Below are 18,299 nucleotides of genomic sequence, written 5' to 3' on the forward strand. Positions count from 1 at the left end.
GTTCAATAACATAGAGGAGGAAGAGAGAATTGAGCAGCTTGGAAATTAGAGAGGAACTATGTAAATACGCAAAAAAGACGGTCGCGAACCGTTTGGTAGTTGGTCCAGGCGGCAACATTAGCGCGAAGCATGAGGGCAAAATGTATTTGTCCCCAAGCGGTTTTGCCCTTGATGAAATTGAGCCGGAGCAGTGGGTAGAGGTCGATATTGAGACGGGAGCTGTAACGGATACAGGCTTCCGTCCGTCTTCTGAGGTGCTGATGCATCTTTATGCTTACCGTGCGAATTCGAACATCGGAGCGATCGTGCATACGCACCCGCCTTATTGCATCGCCTTTACACTTGTGGAGCAGGAGCTGCCGATTATGTTCCCCGATCAGGCGGCGCTAGTAGGCAAGACGGTATATATTCCGTATGTACTGCCTACTACAGACAAGCTTGCAGATGCGCTAGTTGAAAAAGTAAATGCTGCGAGCTCAATATTGCTAGGCAATCATGGACTCGTAACGACAGGGCGCAATCTGCGCGAAGCCTATTATCGTACGGAAGTGGTAGAAGAAAGCGCAAAAATTTTCCTGATCGCCAAAGCGATCAAGGAGCCAAAAGTGCTGACGAAGGAAGAATTTGAAGAAATCGCATCGCTGGAGAGCGAGGCCTACCGCATCCAGCTGCTGCAAAAAATGCAGTAGTTTTGCGTTGAATCCGCTAGGAAGAGGAGGAATGCAGGGATGGCAAATGCAGCGAAAACGGCGGCGACGGTCCTTGCCTTTGATCTGGGCGCAAGCAGCGGCAGGGCGCTGATCGGCAAGCTCGCTGCAAGTGCAGAGGGCAGACGCAAGCTTGAGGTGACCGAGCTTCATCGTTTTCCAAACTATGCGGTACAAGTAGGACAGCATCTGCACTGGGATATTTTGCGTCTCCTGCAGGAGATGAAGATTGCCATTCGCAAAGCATTCCAGCAGGGCTATCAGCCTTCCACCTTTGGCGTGGATACATGGGGAGTGGACTTTGGCCTGCTGGATTCGCAAGGCGAGCTGCTTGGCAATCCGTATCATTACCGCGACCCGCAGACAGAGGGCTTGATCGAAGAGGTGGAGCAGCTGCTGAGCCGCGAGGAGCAATACCAGCAGGGCGGGCTCCAGTTTATGCCCTTTAATACGATTTATCAGCTGTATGCGATGAGCAAGGCAGGCTCACCCAAGCTGGCGGCCGCCGAGACGCTGCTGCTGACGCCGGATTTGCTCGTTTATTTTTTGACGGGCAAGAAGGTATGCGAATTTACGATGGCGACTACGACGCAGCTGTTTCATCCAGAGCGGCAGCAGTGGAATGAGCCGCTTATGCAGCAGCTCGGCATTCCAGCGAAGCTGTTCCTTGCGCCGATTCATCCGGGACAGCGCATTGGGCCGCTAACTACGGAAGTATGCGAAGAGCTGGCTGTACCGCCGATTGAAGCGATTGCCGTAGGCACGCATGATACGGAATCAGCGGTTGCTGCTGTGCCAGCGGCAGTCGGGAAAGCTTTTGCCTATTTGGTGTGCGGCACTTGGTCGCTGCTCGGCACTGAGCTAGCGCGTCCGCTGCTGACGCCAGAAGCGCTTGCGCTCGATTTTTCCAATGAAGGCGGAGTCGGCGGAACCTACCAGCTGCTCAAAAACATTATGGGCCTGTGGATTTTGCAGGAATGCCACCGTGAATGGGAGGCGCAAGGGCAAGAGCTGTCATTCGCACAGCTTGCGGCCGAAGCGGAGCAGGCGGAACCTTTCCGCAGCCTGATCCATCCGGATGATCTGCGTTTTTACAGCCCTTCGGGCATGATTCGAAATGTGCAGCAGTATTGCGAGGAGACAGGGCAGCTTGTGCCGCAGTCGCGGGGCGAAATAGCGAGATGCATTCTCGAAAGTCTGGCGCTGAAATACCGTTACGCGCTGGCGCAAATGGAGCAGTTGACCGGAGAGGCTTATTCGGGCCTGCACATGGTTGGCGGCGGTATACAGAACAAGCTGCTCTGCCGCTTTACGGCGAATGCAATTGGCCGCTCGGTATGGGCAGGACCGGTCGAAGCGAGCGCCATCGGCAATATGCTCGTTCAGCTCATTGCCCAAGGGGAATGTGCGGATTTGCAGGAGGCGCGGCAGCTGTCGGCGGCATCGTTCGAGGTGGATACCTATGAGCCGGCGCAAGCGGAGCAGCAAGTATGGGAGCGGGCTTACGAGGCTTACCTGCGGTTAGTCGCTTTGCAGGCGAAGTCTTAAATTTTAATCTTACTTAAGGAAGTGTTTGAGGTGCTGCATGGCATATCCAAATTGATTTCACCGGAGCTTCTGAAAATATTAATGGAAATGGGACACAGCGACGAAATCGTGCTGGCCGACGGCAATTTCCCCGTCATGAGCCACGCGCAGCGCGTTGTTCGGGCAGACGGCCACGGCATTCCTGAGCTGCTGGAAGCGATATTGCCGCTGTTTCCACTGGATCAATATGTGGAGCGTCCGGCGGCGCTCATGCAGGTTGTTCCTGGCGATACCGTCCAAACGCCAATCTGGGAGCAGTATCAGCTCATCATTGAGCAGCACACGCCAGTACGCGAGAAGCCTGAGGAAGTGGAACGCTTTGCTTTTTATGAGCGGGCGAAGAAGGCTTATGCGATTGTGGCAACTGGCGAGCAGGCGCTGTATGCGAACATTATTTTGAAAAAAGGCGTTATTAAATAGCCTATTCAGACGTTAATACGGCACGGGAATGGTTCGTTACATTCCCGTGCCGTTTTTTGTTGGGAAATTAGCTATAATTAATGATAAGTAGGGGCAAGTTTTTTAATTATTTTTCTTGAGTCAGCATGATTGAAGGGCAGGGGGCGAAATTTTGATTGGAGAGAAGAAGGTTAAGCGGATTGAAAGTGTTCGTGGTCTTGTTCAAGAAATGCTCTTAAATATAGGGGAGACTGGCTATAAAAATAAAACCGGGGTACATCTTTATGGGGTATCAAATTTCGCTTCGATGCTTGCTATGAGAAGAGGACAAGATCCGGAAATCGCCGGGATCGCCGGGTTGCTTCACGGTTATTATTTCTATAGAACCGGCATTAAAAACTTCCTTGGTCCAAACAGTGCAGATGCGGTAAGACCTATACTGCGCAGCACACAGCTCTTTTCTGACGAAGAGCAGCATGTCATTCTTCGAGCGATCTTTTATCAAGAAGCTATACATCGAACGCAGGACCCATACGAGGAAATAATTAAAGATGCTATATTATTGCAGATGTACTTTCAGCATACAGGTAACTATTCATCCAAGGCGGTTATACATAGACTGCAAAATGTGTTTATATAACTGGGGATTCCTGTTGAGTATGTAGGGGCGGAAGCTAACGTCGACACGGAAACGATAGAGACTAATGCGGAAGACAGACGACTTAGGCTGGCAGATTTTTCGGAAATTTTTGCAGGGCAAAATATTATTGGCATCCCGGAGGATGAACGCTACCGGGAAATTTGCAAGTATTGGCCGGACACGGATATCTATAAAGTGCTGGAAGGGAATTGGTGTGCTGCATTCGTGTACTACTGCTGTATGGCGGTGGGGATACGACTGCCCATTCGCTATCCGAATCGCATGTATCGATTAGCTGGAGTTGGCGCATGGTTGGATTGGGCCCAACTGCCTGAAACGGGGTTTTTCTATCGAGATAAACAAGATGGATTTAATCCAGAGCGTGGGGATATCGTTATTTATGAGAAGCTTTTAAGCGATCACTCTCACGATCATATCGGAATTGTTATAGCTTGTGAGGACGACAGAATTAGGGTTGCAGAAGGTAACCAAGACAATAAAAACGGCTCCGGTGTTTTATATAGGGATAGAGACCATTGTATTTTCGGATATATCCGTATAAACAACGGTTATTTTTTTAATTTTGATGGGGAATATAAGCCTATCCGTTAATTTAAAATGTAGGTCACATAGTTATTCAACAAATAGTTAAGTTCAATATTCTAAATAAAGAGCCATCCCGCGAAAGATGGCTCTAAAGCTTGCCGTTACAGATAATGCGGAGAACTTTATCACAAATAGTGGTAAAGCGGAACTCACCAAAGGAGCGAACAGGTAATTGTCTATTGGCTCCTTTGGTTGGGAAGCTCATTCCCAAGTGAACTAGTTTGATCCATATAAGAGTTTAAAGACTTCATCGCTGCCAATAAGGCTCTCTGCCAGTTGAGCTAAACTGCACGGTATTGGTGTTAATAAAATTCATTTTGGGTGTATTAGGTGAATTTCCACATAAGTTGTACACTTCCCGCACTACTTGCCATCCTCTTTAGGTGTGACTAAAGAAACGAGTTCCGTCAATCTTCTTCCGTAACCATAGATTTCACATTTGGCTTAGCATTTAAGCCAAAATACATTATTTTTACGACGATACACAAAAGGGACAATACTACAAAAAGTAAACCGCTCCAAACGACTTCTCCTACTCCCAATCGTGATATAAACCAACCACCTATAGCCGCACCCATCGTGACGCCTAGGTTTGAAAAAGACACATATAAACTGTTAGCAAATTCCGGGGCTTCTGAAGCTTCCGATGTCAGCCAAATTTGACTTACAATAAGTCCACTAGTATGAACAGCTCCCCACACAATGATAATCCCACTTATGAGAATAAGGGGTATTTCCACATAATAAAGAAGTAAATAGCATATTCCTAAAGCGACAGGATAAAGCAGCACTGTTTTCAACATACGATGGCTTAATAGCTTTCCAGCATACCAATTTCCTGCCACACCGCTAATTCCGAAAATCACAAGCATCACGCTAATAAGTTTCCCACTCATGTCAGACCTCTGTCCTAAATATTCCGCAAAATAACTATATACAGAAAACATAGCAGCAAATATGAAGCAAGCAGCACCGCTATTTAACCATAAAGCGGGTTTTCGTAATATCGCAAGCTGTCTTCCAAAAGAGGTTTTCTCCTTCCCCGACATGGTTGGAACCATTACTCCTATTCCAACACACGCAACGACATTCACAAGGGCAGAAAATAAAAATGAGGTACCAAGTGAAAATTGATTGGCAATATAGGAAGTGAGCGGGATTCCGAGCACCATGCCCATGCTTACCCCAAGAAATACCTTTGCACTAGCCTTCGCGGCTTCCTCCTTTACTGATAATTCAGTGGCTAGTACAAAAGCAATGGAGAAATAAACCGGATGAAAGAAAGCTGGAATCATTCGGAGAGCCATAAGCATATAAAAATTCGGAGCAAAAACTGACATCAAATTGGAAGCGGCAAAAATAATCAGAATGCCAATCAATGTAGTTTTACGATTTAATCTTGACAGCAACAGCGTCATCCATGGACCAAAAAGGGCAATAATAAGTGCAAACGAACTAACAAGCATTCCAGCTAGTCCTGCGGTAACGTTATACTTCTCCATGACCATTGGCAAAATTCCGACTACACCAAGTTCGGTATTTATAATGCCAAATATACCTAGTGCAATAAAAAATAGTGGACTGATTCTGTTCATGATTCTTTTCTCCTTATAACACAATCTTTTTTCTTATTTCTATATATCTATAATTATAGATATATAGAATCAAAAAATAAGCAGGTAACCCTATAATTGTGGCTACCTACATTTTATTCTTGATATAGTCGGCAAATTTACGAATGGTTTCTTCATTTCTCCGATAATAGGTCCACTGTCCAAATCGCCTTGATTCTAAAAGTTCAGCTTTCTTCATGATCATTAAATAGCTGGAAATCACCGATTGTGCCAATCCCGTTTTTTCCTGAATGCTTCCTACACAAATCCCTCCTTTAAAGTCAGCATCCGTTGGTAAATACAATTGCGGTCCAAAATTTTCATCCGGCTTTTTTAACCATTCCAAAATTTTCACACGGGTGTCATTAGACAAAGCTTTAAAGATCATCATGGTTTCCATAGCATCATTATATCTAATTATATAGATATGTCAATTTTTATATGCAATAATTTCAGTTCCGACGAATAGGTGATGAAAGGCTCGAATCGGACGCACTTCTATGGATCGTCCATTCATTTCTCGGCATTTCGTCGCCACGCAGCTTCACACGTGAGATGGCCGCCGATGGCAGGCGGCTCTAACGCTCTCGGCTTACTTCGCCAATGTCCTACATAAATATCAGTCGGAGTGGGCTGCACTTGACAGTGGCTAAGTAATTGTCCTAGTCAAGTTGTCGAAGGCTGCGAACCAGTCGGTTGTGATGATGCTTCCGATGTAACCGTCTGGCCGGATTAGAACCAACGCGTCGCCAGTAACGCCGTAGATGCTGGTCAGCTTGCCGTCGGTGTCGTTGAGGCCATTGTGATCGACTTCGCGGCTGCTATTGACGGTGTAACGGTGCAAATCGGCGCCGCCGTTTGGCCAGCTCAACTCGGGAAGTGCCTTTGCGGCGTTCACGCCGAAGGCCAGCATGGTAAAGTGTGGTCCCTGATAGACGTCGAACAGACGTCGTATCCCGCCGGGGCCGTTGCAGGGCGCGTCCGGTGCACGATCACCGACATGCAGCGTTTTGGTAGCTGGCGAGTCGGCAGGGGCAAGCGGCCCGCCATGGTACGAAAGTGTCAGCTGCCGCTCCTCGTCTCCGCGCTTGAGGGTCGAGAGACGCTGCTGGTCAAGACGGGAGTACAGCTCGCTGGACTTGCCGAGGACGCGTGCAGCAATAGGCTGCCGCTCAGCCTCGTAGCTGTCGAGGAGGCTGTCGGGAGCGCCGGCGATGACCTGAGCGAGTTTCCAGCCGAGATTGTAGGCATCCTGCACACCAGTGTTGAGGCCCTGCGCACCAGCTGGGGTGTGGACGTGGGCGGCATCGCCTGCGAGAAAGACGTTGCCCGCCCGGTAGTGCTCGGCGAGCCGGACGTTGGGCCGGAACACAGAGGTCCAGGTGATGCTGTGGAGCCGGAAACCGGTGAGCTTATGGAACTGGGCGGCCAGGGCGGCTTCGTCGAGATCAGGCGTCTCGTCTGGTGTCAGCCGGATCATGACCTGAAACTGGTCGGAGTGGGGCAGCGGGCATGCTCCGACAAACTTGCCGTGCGTCCGTGGCCACATATGCCACCGGTTGCGCGACAGTCCGTCGATCGTGCAATCGATGATAAGCGTACGGTCGGAGTCGGCGGTCTCTCCGATGAACCTTATACCAGAGGCCTTGCGGACCGCGCTCGAGCCGCCGTCGGCCCCGACCAGATACCTGCTGCGAACCTTCTCTCCCGTTGAGAGAGTCGTCGTCACACCATCGGCATCTTGTTCGAAACCCACCACTGCTGTGTCGAACTCGATGCCCAGCCCGAGGCGATCGAGCAGGCGGTGCAAGATGGCATCGGTGCGGTGCTGCTGCAGCAGCAGGATGTTCGGATACGGCACATTGGGTGTTGGCCTGTTCCGCTGCTGCATTCGCCACGGCACAGTGATGGGTCCGAAATGGAGACCCGCGAGCGGGTAAGGGCCGCCTTCCGCGAGTGCCTCACCCAGAATGCCGAGGTCTTCGAACACCTCCAGAGTTCGCGGCTGGACCCCCTTGGCACGGGAGCCCTTGAAGGCATGTGGTGCTTTGTCGACCAGTCGGACACGAAGGCCGCGCCGCAGAAGGTCGGCCGCTAGCGTGGAGCCGGTCGGGCCGGCTCCGGCGATGAGTACGTCAACGTTCATATATATTCCTCCATTATCATTTTGGTTTCCTAGAAACAATAATAGATGCACCTCCCTCCTTTGTCAATATTGTTTCCAGGAAACTTTAATTTTGGACTATCCACTGCTATACTGGTATTAAGCTAATCATCGGAGGAGAAATGAATGATCAACCATTCGGAAGTGCAAAATAAAGATCGTCTAATTAAGGGATTGTTGGAAGTCGTGAAGGACATACAGCTTAGATACCAAGCGGAAGATGATGAAGAGAAACAGTGGCTGATCCAAAATAGCCCTAATCCTGCTGTTACAGAGTTGGTAAAAGAAATGACAGTCATGATGCTGCATGTGCTGGATGCGATTGGAAAGCTTGAGCCTGTAAATGGCATTACGATTTCAAAGCAGTACGGCTATTCCAAAGGGAGTATTTCTAAAATTACGAGAAAACTGGTTGATAAACAAATCATCCGTTTTGAATACCTTCCGGATAACAAAAAAGAAGTTCTGTTCCGTACCACATCACTGGGCAAAGAGATTTATCGTCTGCATGAAGCCCTGCATCATCAAATTGATATCGGAGTCAATCGTTTCTTGCAACGGTATAACGAAGATGAATTAAGCTTTCTCGTCAATGCCCTTAGCGAAACGTTGCATACATCATGGGTTTATTCGGAGACAAAAGAGGAATCAATCGCACCGAGTCAGAGAGCTGCGCGCACAAAAGAAGAGATAGACAATGACAAGACCCTTCGTACTTTATCAGATACCGAGGAAATGAACGAAATCATGGTGATGCTTAATAAGTTGGATTCCCACAACCTAAAGAAAGCTAAAGCGATTCTTAACGATACTTTTTTTAATTCCTCGAAATGATCCAATTTTCTCACTCAGACTCATGAATTCACAGGATTCGTAAGTTGCCTGGTTCTTAGGAAGAGGGAATGTGCAGATTTGCAGGAGACGCGACAGCTGTCGGCGGCATCGTTTGAGGTGGATAGTCAAAACGGCACGGAATGTTTCATTACAATCTGAGCCGTTTTTTTATTTAGAAAGCCTATATACAAGTCATGGGTAGTTAAGTTGAGGAAAAGTTTTTACTTTTTATTTGCGAATACGGTGAACGTTGAATTGTGGTTTTGAGCAGCTACGCTTCGCCTCTATATGTCAAACCCACAACTGAATCAGATTTTAGGTTTAGGCTCCAATATTGGAATACTTCCAAATGAGGATGCGAAATGGTTCTGTTTCTGGCAAAATGATGGAGAGTGGACAAGTTATAATTGTGAAGAGGAGACGGTTATTTCATGGTCAAATTATCAATGATACATCAGATTTCTGTAAGGGAAAAGGCAGTGGCCTTCACATTTGATGATGGTCCGAATCCGGTATATACGAGCCAATTGCTTGATATTTTCCGCAGTGTGGGAGGACGAGCAACTTTTTTTATGATTGGCCAGGAGATGGAAGCGCACCCAGAAATGGCGGCTGCTGTGCATCAGGAGGGCCACGAGCTCGGGAACCATACTTATTCCCATCCAGACCTTACCAAACTGACGTTGGAGGAAGCTAGTGGGGAATTGCAGCGAACGGATGTCCTTATCCGGAAGGTTACGGGGCAAGAGGTACGTAGCTTCAGACCGCCATTCTTTGGTGTGAATGACAACATTCTGTCTCTGGCTGCAGAGTACGGATACCGGACAATCGGCACGGTAAATGGAGCGGCCAAGGACTGGGAAACTCCAGGCGTCGATTATATTCTGGAGCATACACGGCAGGCGGTCGCGCCCGGCAGTATCTTGCTGTTCCATGACGGGTACGGGGACCGCTCCCAGACCATAGAAGCGGTTCGGGTGCTGGTGCAAGAACTGGCTGCAGAAGGATATCGTTTTGTCACCACCAGTGAACTGCTGGACATGGCCGTTCCGGATGAGAGCGGCCTGACGATGAGCCCAGAGGAGTTGGAAGGATAGACCTGAAGCTCAGGGCCTTCCGTTGTCATCGAATCATGGTATACTCCAATGACGGACACCAGCGAGGTGTCCGTTTTTCTTGCATCCACAGAAAACTACCTAATTGTTCATGAATTTTGCACCTTGCTCTAAACTACTCTATAATAGCAGCCTGCGTTATTATGGATTTGCTAAACTATTATAAACCGGACTGTTTCCTAAATGTTTTTACAGGAGGAGGGATCAAGTGAGAAAAATTCTGGTGATAGATGATGAGGCGGCTATTAGAGACTTGGTCGAGCTTGTACTTCTACGGGAGAATTTTCAGGTGAAAACCGCAGAGAATGGCCGGATTGGCCTTCAAGAGCTGGATGCGTTCCAGCCGGATTTGGTGCTGTTGGATTTGATGCTGCCGGACTACTCCGGTTATGATCTGTGCAAAGAGATTACGAAGAAGCAAGTGGTTCCTGTTATTATGTTATCGGCCAAGAATGAAACCATCGATAAAGTATTGGGGCTTGAGCTTGGAGCAGAGGATTACATGACCAAGCCTTTCGATAACCGCGAACTCATTGCCCGTATTAAAGTGGTGCTAAGACGATATGAACCTAACCCTATGAACAAACCGAATGAAGAACAACCAATCAATTACGGGGAACTGGCGTTTAATCTGGAGACCCGAGTCGTGCTGAAGAATGGTGAGCCGATTTCTCTGACGGCCAAAGAATTCAAAATTCTAGAGACATTATTGAGAAGGCCCAATAAAATTCACACAAGAGATGAGCTTCTGGAAATCGTATGGGGATACGATTATTTGGGTGACAGCCGCAGCGTAGATATGACAATCATGAGGCTCAGAAGAAAGCTGGAGGACGATGCCGAAAATCCGAAATATGTAAAGACGGTCTATGGATTCGGCTATCAGCTTGGCGGTGATTCCGCCTGAAATATGCAACCCGGCTCTTGTTGAATTATTTATTTTTCTCTATATTATCCTTTGCCGTCATCATTATATCGGTGGATAAAGCGATTGATTACTATAGCTTCGTAACCATTGAGAAGCAAATGATTGAAAAGGCTGATTTGAGCGAACTGTCATTCCGGGAAATACTCGCTAAATATGATGAAGAACCGTCAGATCAGGGGCAAACCCCAGACGTATTCAGAACGGCTCTGGAAACGTTAAAGGCTACGGGCAAGGAAGTGCGGATTTATGACAGCCAGTTGAATCTTTTGGGACACGCGGAGAATGGCATTATCGTCAACGACGGGACGCCTGTCATTTTCAAGAAAAATATAGAAAGTGCGCTGCAAGGAAATTATTCGTATTCGGTTACTGAAGATAAAAGGCTCTATTTCTCAATTCCCATTCAGGATAAATATTATCAAAATGTGTTTGTGTTCGAGTTTGTGGAAGACCTCTCTTATTTTTACGATATTATGAATCGAATCCGTTCCATCTTATTTATGGGCGCAGGCGGATTCCTAATTTTGATGACGTTCTCAAGCCTATATATTGCCCGTACAACGACCAGACCGATTAAATATCTGCTGGCGGCTACAGAACAATTCTCCAAGCAGCAATTTGAGCAAGTCCATCTGAACAGAAAAGATGAGCTGGGAATGCTTGCGGCAGGATTGAACCAGATGGGCATTCAACTGAACGATTATATTCAATATCAGAAGCAGTTTGTCTCTAACGTATCTCATGAGCTGAAAACACCGCTCGCCGCAATCCGGGGATTTTCCCAGTATTTATATGAGGGAGAGAATGAGGACAAAGATTTGCAGAAGATCTATTACCATCTTGTCAATGAATCGGAACGGCTCACCGCGCTCATCAATGAGTTGTTAATGTTGGCCAGATTCGACAAAGCTGGCCCCAAAGAGATAGGTATCGAAAAAATAAATATATCGGATCTGACGGAGCGAGTGGTTGCCGACCTGAGACCCAGAGCGGAGCAGAAACGAATGACAGTGGAAGTAAAGCTGGCTAAAGCGGCTTTTGTATATGCCAATACGATATTGCTATCACATGCCATTGCGAATATTCTCGATAACGCCATCAAGTATTCGAATACCGACACTCATATCCGGGTAGAGACCTTCATCCGGCAGCAGGAAGCGGTCGTCCAAATCACTGACCAGGGAATTGGGATTTTCATGGAGGATATAGCACGGGTTCAGGAAAGATTCTACCGGGCGGAAAATTCCAATGTGGCCAAGGGTTCAGGGTTAGGACTGTCCATTTGCAAGGAAATTGCCGAAAAGTTCGGCGGATATATCGTTATTGAGAGCAAAGTGAGTGTTGGAACCACCGTGTCCATCGTTCTGCCTTCGTTGTGAAAGGTGAAGTTACAAGAATGTTACAAGACTGCTATGACAATACTAAATGGTTTTCCTATAATGACCTCATAAGACGTAGACAATAACTCTTGGAGGGATAATGATGAAAAAAATGAAGAAATCAGCAACCATAGCGTTGACAACGGTATTGGCAATGACACTACTGGCAGCATGCCAGGAGAACCAGGCGGGGACTACTGCCGTCGACCCAGCTTCTCCGGCAGCAAGTGAAGCATCCGGCTCCAATTCGAAGGTTATTAAGGAAGGCACCATTAAGAAAGAAGGCAATGTGGTTCTGAAAGAGCTGTCTTTTGTGCATAATGACCATACCATTGCCCTCTCTGACATCGTAGACGATGCTAAGCTTGAAGGCATGCTGGGCAAAGCCACAGCGATCAAGTCCCATACCTATGCCGCGGGAGATGGCACAAATATGGATAACCTGATTGGATTCACGGAGAAACAATACACCTATCCAGGCGTTGTCATTAAAACTATTGATTCAGCGGAAGGGAAGCAGTTCAAGATTTTCAATATCAAGATAACCGATTCTAATTATACGACGGTCCGCAATATCAAAGTCGGCGACAGTATCGAGAAGCTGCAAGAAGCCTATCCCGAAGGGAACCTGCTTGGAGGAGAGGTGTCCGATGAAGAGGATGATTACCGCTATTCGCCGGCCAACTATGTGGATGTCATGAATTTCCATATCGTAAATAAGAAAGTCGCGAGCATTCAAATCTCCTCCCTACTGGACTAACGTATGGTCCCCATAGATTGGCCATTTAAAATGGTCCAGCTGTGGGGACTTTTTTTCTGTATCTAATTTTTTCTCCTTCGCCCATTGACACCTAGGTAGATGTGGATTACCATTATCACAACATAATTCCAAGTTAACAAGTTGGTTAAGTTGTATTTTGCGAGGAGGCTCTTCCGGTGAATATCGAAAATATAGAAGCATTCGTCTATGTCATTTATTACGGCAGCTTCAATAAGGCAGCGGAAAGCCTGTTTCTTTCCCAGCCGTCCGTAACGGCGAGAATTCAGTCGCTGGAGCGGGAGCTTGATTGCAAGCTATTTGACCGGATGGGCAAGCAAATTCAATTGACCGAGGAAGGCAAGCGATTCCTTCCTTACGCTCAGCAAATTTTGCAGACGCTGGAAAAGGGGCGCAAGCAGCTGCATCTGAAGCAGGAGATGCCCGCCCAGCTGAGAATTGGCTGTACCGTGTCGACGGCAAACTATTTGGTGCCGAGGCTGCTGCCAGCGCTGAAGGAGAAGCATCCCGGCATTCGCTTCAAGACGGTGACTGCCAAGACGGATGATATTGTGGAGATGGTGCTGAACAAAGAGGTCGATATCGGCTTTGTCCGTCAAACGACTCATCCCGGCTTGCGCTCGGTTAAGCTGCTCGATGATGCGATTCGGCTGCATGTGTACGAAGGCCACCCCTTTCTGAAGGAGAAGCAAATTACGCTGAGGGCGATAGGCAACCAGCCGCTTGTGTTTTTTGAATGTGGGGCGCTTGACTGGGTAAGGCTGCAGCGGGTTTTTGAATCGCTCAATGAACCGCCGGAAATGTCTTGCCACACAGATAATTTGGAAACCGCGAAGCGGCTCGTGCTGCAAAAGCTGGGGATCTGCTTCCTGCCAAGTCTGTCTGCCTATGACGAGGTTCAGGCGGGACAGCTTTTTCCGATTACGATTCCAGAAGTGGAGGGCTTGTCGCTCGATACGAACCTGATTATGCTGAACGGCGAGAGCAGCCCTTTTTTCGATAGCTTGGTGAAGCTTGTCAAAGCGCTGCCTTTCGTCAGCCGGGCCTAAAACAAGCGAATGCAACAATAGGAACAGCTGCCCAGAGGCAGACCTATCGAATGTTTAGATAAGAGAATAGAAAAACCCTATTATCCGGGGCATTGACGGTTTGATGAGCGGATGATAAATTAGTGACAGAACAATTCTTACTTAGTAGGTAGGAATTATAGGTATTATAAAAATGATCATGACATGGGGGAACGATTTTTATGAAAAAAAGAACTTTTTTAGCTACGCTGCTTGTTTTGTCCTTTACGCTGACGGCGTGCGGAGCTGCAAATAATGGCACGAAAGAAACGGCGGACAGCGGTGCGGGAGCAAGCGCGAGCCCAGCTCAGGAAGTGAAGAAAATTATTGTCGGCACGGGCACCCAGTTTCCGAATGTATGCTTTATCGATGAGGATGGCAAGCTGACAGGCTTCGACGTTGAGCTCGTTAGAGAGCTGGATAAACGCCTGCCGGAATATGAGTTTGAATTCCAAACGCAAGAATTTTCCAGCTTGCTGCTAAGCTTGGAGACGAAAAAAATCGATTTTGTCGCTCACCAAATGGAGAAAAACCCGGAGCGTGAAGCAAAATTCCTTTTTAATAAAGAGCCGTATAGCATTTTCCTTTCGAAAATAGCGGTGTACAGAGACAACACAACGATTAATTCGATCGACGATCTGACAGGCAAAAAAATATTTACATCGCCAACGAGCAACCAGGCCTTTTTCCTAGAGCAATACAACAAGGAGCATAACAATCCTTATGAAATTGTTTACTCCAGCGGCGCAGCCAATGACCGTATTGCTTTGCTCAAAAGCGGACGCGTAGATGCAACGCTCGCTACCGATTTCTCGCTTCCTTTCTACCCTGATACGGATGGCAATCCTGCGATGAAGACGGTAGGCGACCCGCTTATTCAATCCGATGTGCTGTTCGTGCTCCGCAAAGACAGCCAGGAGCTGGCTGACAAACTGGATGCCGCAATTAAAGAGGTTAAAGCTGACGGAACGCTTTCGAAGCTGAGCATCGAGTGGCTTGGCGAAGATTATACAAAACCGCTTGATGAAGTTGTAAAAAAATAAATGGTGCTACTAACTTGCTGGTCAAGGGTGTAAGACGGAGGGAAACATATGGGCAGAAAATTTGATATTCATTACTTGCTGGATTTCTTACCCAAATTGCTGTCTTACCTGCATATTACCTTGTTTATTGTGGCTGCATCCATTTTGCTGGGGCTCGTCGTTGGTTTTATCATCGCGCTGCCCCGGCTTTACAAAATTCCCGTATTGCAGCGTGCTTCGCAGGTATATGTATCCTTTTTCCGTGGAACGCCGATATTGATTCAGCTCTTTCTCATTTATTACGGCCTCCCGGAATTGCTCAAGCTCGTTCATATTGATGTATCGCGGGCCAATGTGCTCGTTTTCGTTATTTTGGCTTATGCTCTCCACAGTGGCGCTTTTATATCCGAAGCGATTCGGGCAGCGGTCAATGGGGTGGATCGTGGTCAGGTAGAGGCGGCTTATGCGATTGGCATGAGCGGCTATCAGGCGTTTACCCGTATTGTGCTGCCGCAGGCGCTGGCGATATCGATACCGATATTAGCGAATCTCGTCATCGGCAACTTGAAGGATACGTCGCTGGCGTTCACGCTGGGAGCGATGGAAATGACAGGAAAGTCGCAGACGCTCGCCTCGGCGACCCAGCATTTTATTGAAACCTATATTGCTTTGTCACTCATTTATTTTGTAATCAGCACTGCTTTGGAACGGACCTTCCATTATTTAGAGCGCAGGCTGCTGCGTCATGAGAAGCAAGTGGCTGAACCGGTTGTGCGTTATGGAAAAAGAAGGCTGTGGAAGCGGACGCTCATTACGCGCTTGGAGAAAGGAGGCTGAGCTTGATGTCACTAGACCCCGGATTTATATGGACGGCCTTTCTCAGCTTGTTCAAGGCGCTGCCGAATACGCTTTATATTACGATCGTCTCCGTGCTCGTCGGTTTCATTATTGGTACTGCTGTTGCCCTCATTCGGATTTATCGGATTCCCGTCTTATATCCGCTGGCTAGCGCTTATGTGCTATTCATTCGCGGCACGCCGATGCTTATGCATTTGCTGCTGATCTATTTTGGCCTTCCGATCATCATCGATGGGTTGGCTAGCGCACTGGGACTTGGCTTTAATTCAACGGTCATTCCGTTAATCGGCTTTGCTTATATTTCTTTCTCGATTACAGCAGGCGCCTACATGTCGGAGGTTGTGCGCGCAGGCATTCTAGCTGTGAACCGCGGACAGATGGAGGCTGCCTATTCCATTGGGATGACGACGCCGCAGGCACTGCGCCGCATCGTACTGCCGCAGGCGCTCGCCGTCTGCTTGCCGAATTTATCCAACAATTTGATCGGCATGCTGCACGGTTCAACGCTTGCTTTTACCGTATCTGTCGTTGAAATCAACGCCCAGGCGCAAATTGTCGCGGCGACCAATTGGAAGTTTCTTGAGGCCTACATTGCAGCTGCGGTGCTGTTCTGGGGCATGACGATCTTAATCGAGCAGGCGACAGCTTGGCTGGAGCGGAGAATTAATAAATACAATCGAGGTGGCGTAGCATGATTGAACTGAAGCAAATTTCCAAGTCGTTCGGGAAAAATCAGGTGCTTCAATCCATCGATTTGACGGTGGAAAAAGGCGAGGTCGTTGTTATTTTGGGCCCAAGCGGTTCAGGTAAAACAACCTTGCTGCGCTGCATCAATTATTTGGAGAAGCCCGATAATGGGCAAATCCGCATTGGCGAATTCAAGCTGGACTTCAAGGCAGCGGGGAAAAAAGATATTCACAACCTGCGCCAGCGCTCCGCAATGGTGTTCCAGCATTACAATTTATTCAAGCATAAGACGGCGCTGGAAAATGTGATGGAAGGGCTGCTCATTGTGCAAAAGCTGCCCAAAGATGAAGCAAGGCGGCGCAGCACGCAAATGCTCGAGAAGGTAGGGCTTGCGGCGAAGCTTGACGCCTACCCAAGCGAGCTGTCCGGCGGGCAGCAGCAGCGGGTAGGCATCGCCCGGGCGCTTGCGCTGAACCCGGAAGTGATTTTGTTCGATGAGCCGACGTCGGCGCTTGACCCGGAGCTTGTGGGCGAGGTGCTTGACGTCATTCGCAAAATCGCTGGAGAAGGCATTACGATGATCGTCGTCACGCATGAAATGGGCTTCGCCCGCGATGTCGCAAACCATGTCGTCTTTATGGATGGCGGCGTCATCGTCGAGGAAGGCAAGCCGAGTGAGCTATTTGGCAAGCCGAAGGAAGAGAGAACGAAGCAGTTTCTGAAGCGTATCGCGCCGGAACCTAGCTACAGCATATAAACGAGCGTTACGAGGCAATCGACGATGGGAGAGAATGAATATGGCGATTAAGCTTAGCATTTTAGACCAAAGCCCTGTTTTTCCAGGGAGCACCCCGGCAGAGGCTTTTCAAAATACACTTACACTGGTGAAAAAGGCGGAGCAGCTCGGCTACAACCGCTTCTGGGTATCCGAGCATCATGATTCGGCGCAAGTTGCAGGCTCCTCCCCTGAGGTGCTGATCTCGTTTTTGCTTGCTCAAACAGAAAGCATTCGCATCGGCTCAGGCGGGATAATGCTGCAGCATTATAGCCCTTATAAAGTAGCGGAAAACTTTAATTTGCTGGCGACACTTGCTCCAGGACGCGTAGATTTGGGCATTGGCCGGGCGCCAGGCGGGCTGCCCCGTTCCACGCAGGCTTTGCAGAAAGGCATTTCACAGGAGCAGTCCTTGCAGGATAAGCTGGTGGAATTAGAGCATTTTGTGCAAAATACGCTGCCTGCGGATCATGCGCTTGCTGGCCTTCAGGCTTCTCCTGTGCCTGAGCAGCCGGCCGAGATTTTCGTGCTTGGCGCCAGTGTGGCTAGTGCGAAGCTGGCAGCGGAAGCCGGTTATCCGTATGTGTTTGCCCAATTTATTAATAGCGATGCGGCTGTTGCGGAAGAGGCGCTAACTGCCTATCATGCGGAGTTCCGCTCGGATAAAGGCAAGCAGCCGCAGGCGATTTTGGCGTTGTCGCTCATTGCTGCAAATACCGATGAGGAAGCCGCGCATCTGGCCTCTGACCATAAAAACGTCAAAATTCATTTGGAAAACGGCAAGACGCTGACGGTCGGAACCGTCGAACAGGCGGAAGAATTCGGCAGGCAATCGGGCCAGACCTATACCGTTGAAGTGAAGGAAGCGGAAATTACGAAAGGCTCGAAGGAGACCGTTCGGAGGCGGCTGCTGGAATGGCAGCAGAAGCATCACGTTAATGAATTTATCGTCACGACAGCGGTGAAGGATTTTGAAGCTAGAATTCGTTCCTATGAGCTGTTATCTGAAGCATTCGCTGAGCTTGCTGTAGAAAGCTAGACACTTTATGAATTAGAGCAGTTACTGTGAAAGTTGAATAGCAGGGCAGGCAGCATGAATAGGCTGGAGTAAAAGCGCAAGGCCGAAGGGAGGACTTTAGC

Annotated in this window: 19 protein-coding genes; 16 read left to right on the top strand and 3 right to left on the bottom strand. The window is 48.4% G+C overall.

Annotation, left to right across the window (positions count from 1 at the left end; all coding sequences use genetic code 11):
- The first annotated feature begins 29 nt into the window (after positions 1-29).
- The 5 genes from ASF12_RS31695 to ASF12_RS36075 all read left to right on the top strand — a co-directional run bounded on the left by ASF12_RS31695 (position 30) and on the right by ASF12_RS36075 (position 3,945).
- Entirely contained in the window at positions 30-689 is a 660-nt protein-coding gene (locus tag ASF12_RS31695) for a class II aldolase/adducin family protein (RefSeq protein WP_056043212.1), read from the top strand.
- A gap of 39 nt (positions 690-728) precedes the next feature.
- Entirely contained in the window at positions 729-2,255 is a 1,527-nt protein-coding gene (locus ASF12_RS31700; RefSeq protein WP_056043215.1) for a rhamnulokinase, read from the top strand.
- 30 nt (positions 2,256-2,285) lie between these two features.
- Positions 2,286-2,714: an L-fucose mutarotase gene (gene fucU, locus ASF12_RS31705; protein WP_056043218.1), complete on the top strand. Its 429-nt coding sequence runs from the start codon at positions 2,286-2,288 to the stop codon at positions 2,712-2,714.
- Between the two features lie 151 nt (positions 2,715-2,865).
- Positions 2,866-3,333 (top strand): hypothetical protein, encoded by a 468-nt coding sequence (locus ASF12_RS36070; protein ID WP_235533343.1) that lies wholly within the window; start codon positions 2,866-2,868, stop codon positions 3,331-3,333.
- Positions 3,334-3,528: 195 nt separating this feature from the next.
- On the top strand, positions 3,529-3,945 hold the full coding sequence (locus tag ASF12_RS36075) for a CHAP domain-containing protein (protein ID WP_235533344.1): 417 nt from the start codon (positions 3,529-3,531) through the stop codon (positions 3,943-3,945).
- 401 nt (positions 3,946-4,346) lie between these two features.
- Here the strand turns inward: ASF12_RS36075 and ASF12_RS31715 are convergent, their stop codons facing one another.
- The 3 genes from ASF12_RS31715 to ASF12_RS31725 all read right to left on the bottom strand — a co-directional run bounded on the left by ASF12_RS31715 (position 4,347) and on the right by ASF12_RS31725 (position 7,698).
- Entirely contained in the window at positions 4,347-5,534 is a 1,188-nt protein-coding gene (locus tag ASF12_RS31715; protein WP_056043221.1) for an MFS transporter, read from the bottom strand.
- 106 nt (positions 5,535-5,640) lie between these two features.
- Entirely contained in the window at positions 5,641-5,952 is a 312-nt protein-coding gene (locus ASF12_RS31720) for an ArsR/SmtB family transcription factor (protein WP_056043224.1), read from the bottom strand.
- 249 nt (positions 5,953-6,201) lie between these two features.
- On the bottom strand, positions 6,202-7,698 hold the full coding sequence (locus ASF12_RS31725) for an FAD-dependent monooxygenase (RefSeq protein WP_056043225.1): 1,497 nt from the start codon (positions 7,696-7,698) through the stop codon (positions 6,202-6,204).
- Between the two features lie 144 nt (positions 7,699-7,842).
- Here ASF12_RS31725 and ASF12_RS31730 point away from each other — a divergent pair, with 144 nt between their 5' ends.
- From ASF12_RS31730 to ASF12_RS31780, 11 genes are all read left to right on the top strand, one after another.
- Complete coding sequence (locus ASF12_RS31730; protein WP_056043230.1) at positions 7,843-8,550, top strand: MarR family transcriptional regulator; 708 nt, start codon at positions 7,843-7,845, stop codon at positions 8,548-8,550.
- Between the two features lie 431 nt (positions 8,551-8,981).
- Positions 8,982-9,647, top strand: a complete 666-nt coding sequence (locus tag ASF12_RS31735; RefSeq protein ID WP_056043234.1) for a polysaccharide deacetylase family protein — start codon at positions 8,982-8,984, stop codon at positions 9,645-9,647.
- A gap of 226 nt (positions 9,648-9,873) precedes the next feature.
- Positions 9,874-10,572, top strand: a complete 699-nt coding sequence (locus ASF12_RS31740; protein WP_056043237.1) for a response regulator transcription factor — start codon at positions 9,874-9,876, stop codon at positions 10,570-10,572.
- A 20-nt stretch (positions 10,573-10,592) separates the two neighbouring features.
- Complete coding sequence (locus ASF12_RS31745; RefSeq protein ID WP_235533345.1) at positions 10,593-11,972, top strand: sensor histidine kinase; 1,380 nt, start codon at positions 10,593-10,595, stop codon at positions 11,970-11,972.
- A 100-nt stretch (positions 11,973-12,072) separates the two neighbouring features.
- Positions 12,073-12,732 carry a hypothetical protein gene (locus ASF12_RS31750; protein WP_235533346.1) on the top strand — a complete coding sequence of 220 codons (660 nt, stop codon included), beginning with the start codon at positions 12,073-12,075 and terminating at the stop codon, positions 12,730-12,732.
- A 176-nt stretch (positions 12,733-12,908) separates the two neighbouring features.
- Positions 12,909-13,799, top strand: coding sequence for a LysR family transcriptional regulator (locus tag ASF12_RS31755; protein ID WP_056043243.1), 891 nt, complete (start codon positions 12,909-12,911; stop codon positions 13,797-13,799).
- Positions 13,800-13,999: 200 nt separating this feature from the next.
- A complete protein-coding gene (locus ASF12_RS31760) occupies positions 14,000-14,860 on the top strand; it encodes a transporter substrate-binding domain-containing protein (RefSeq protein ID WP_056043246.1) in 861 nt (286 codons plus the stop codon).
- A gap of 48 nt (positions 14,861-14,908) precedes the next feature.
- Positions 14,909-15,676 carry an amino acid ABC transporter permease gene (locus tag ASF12_RS31765; protein WP_056043249.1) on the top strand — a complete coding sequence of 256 codons (768 nt, stop codon included), beginning with the start codon at positions 14,909-14,911 and terminating at the stop codon, positions 15,674-15,676.
- 5 nt (positions 15,677-15,681) lie between these two features.
- On the top strand, positions 15,682-16,392 hold the full coding sequence (locus ASF12_RS31770; RefSeq protein WP_056043252.1) for an amino acid ABC transporter permease: 711 nt from the start codon (positions 15,682-15,684) through the stop codon (positions 16,390-16,392).
- On the top strand, positions 16,389-17,141 hold the full coding sequence (locus tag ASF12_RS31775) for an amino acid ABC transporter ATP-binding protein (protein ID WP_056043255.1): 753 nt from the start codon (positions 16,389-16,391) through the stop codon (positions 17,139-17,141). The genes ASF12_RS31770 and ASF12_RS31775 overlap by 4 nt, the downstream gene beginning before the upstream one ends.
- A gap of 40 nt (positions 17,142-17,181) precedes the next feature.
- On the top strand, positions 17,182-18,198 hold the full coding sequence (locus ASF12_RS31780; RefSeq protein WP_056043258.1) for an LLM class flavin-dependent oxidoreductase: 1,017 nt from the start codon (positions 17,182-17,184) through the stop codon (positions 18,196-18,198).
- The last annotated feature ends 101 nt before the right edge of the window (positions 18,199-18,299 follow it).

This window comes from Paenibacillus sp. Leaf72, assembly GCF_001422685.1.
In the GTDB taxonomy this organism is placed as follows: domain Bacteria; phylum Bacillota; class Bacilli; order Paenibacillales; family Paenibacillaceae; genus Pristimantibacillus.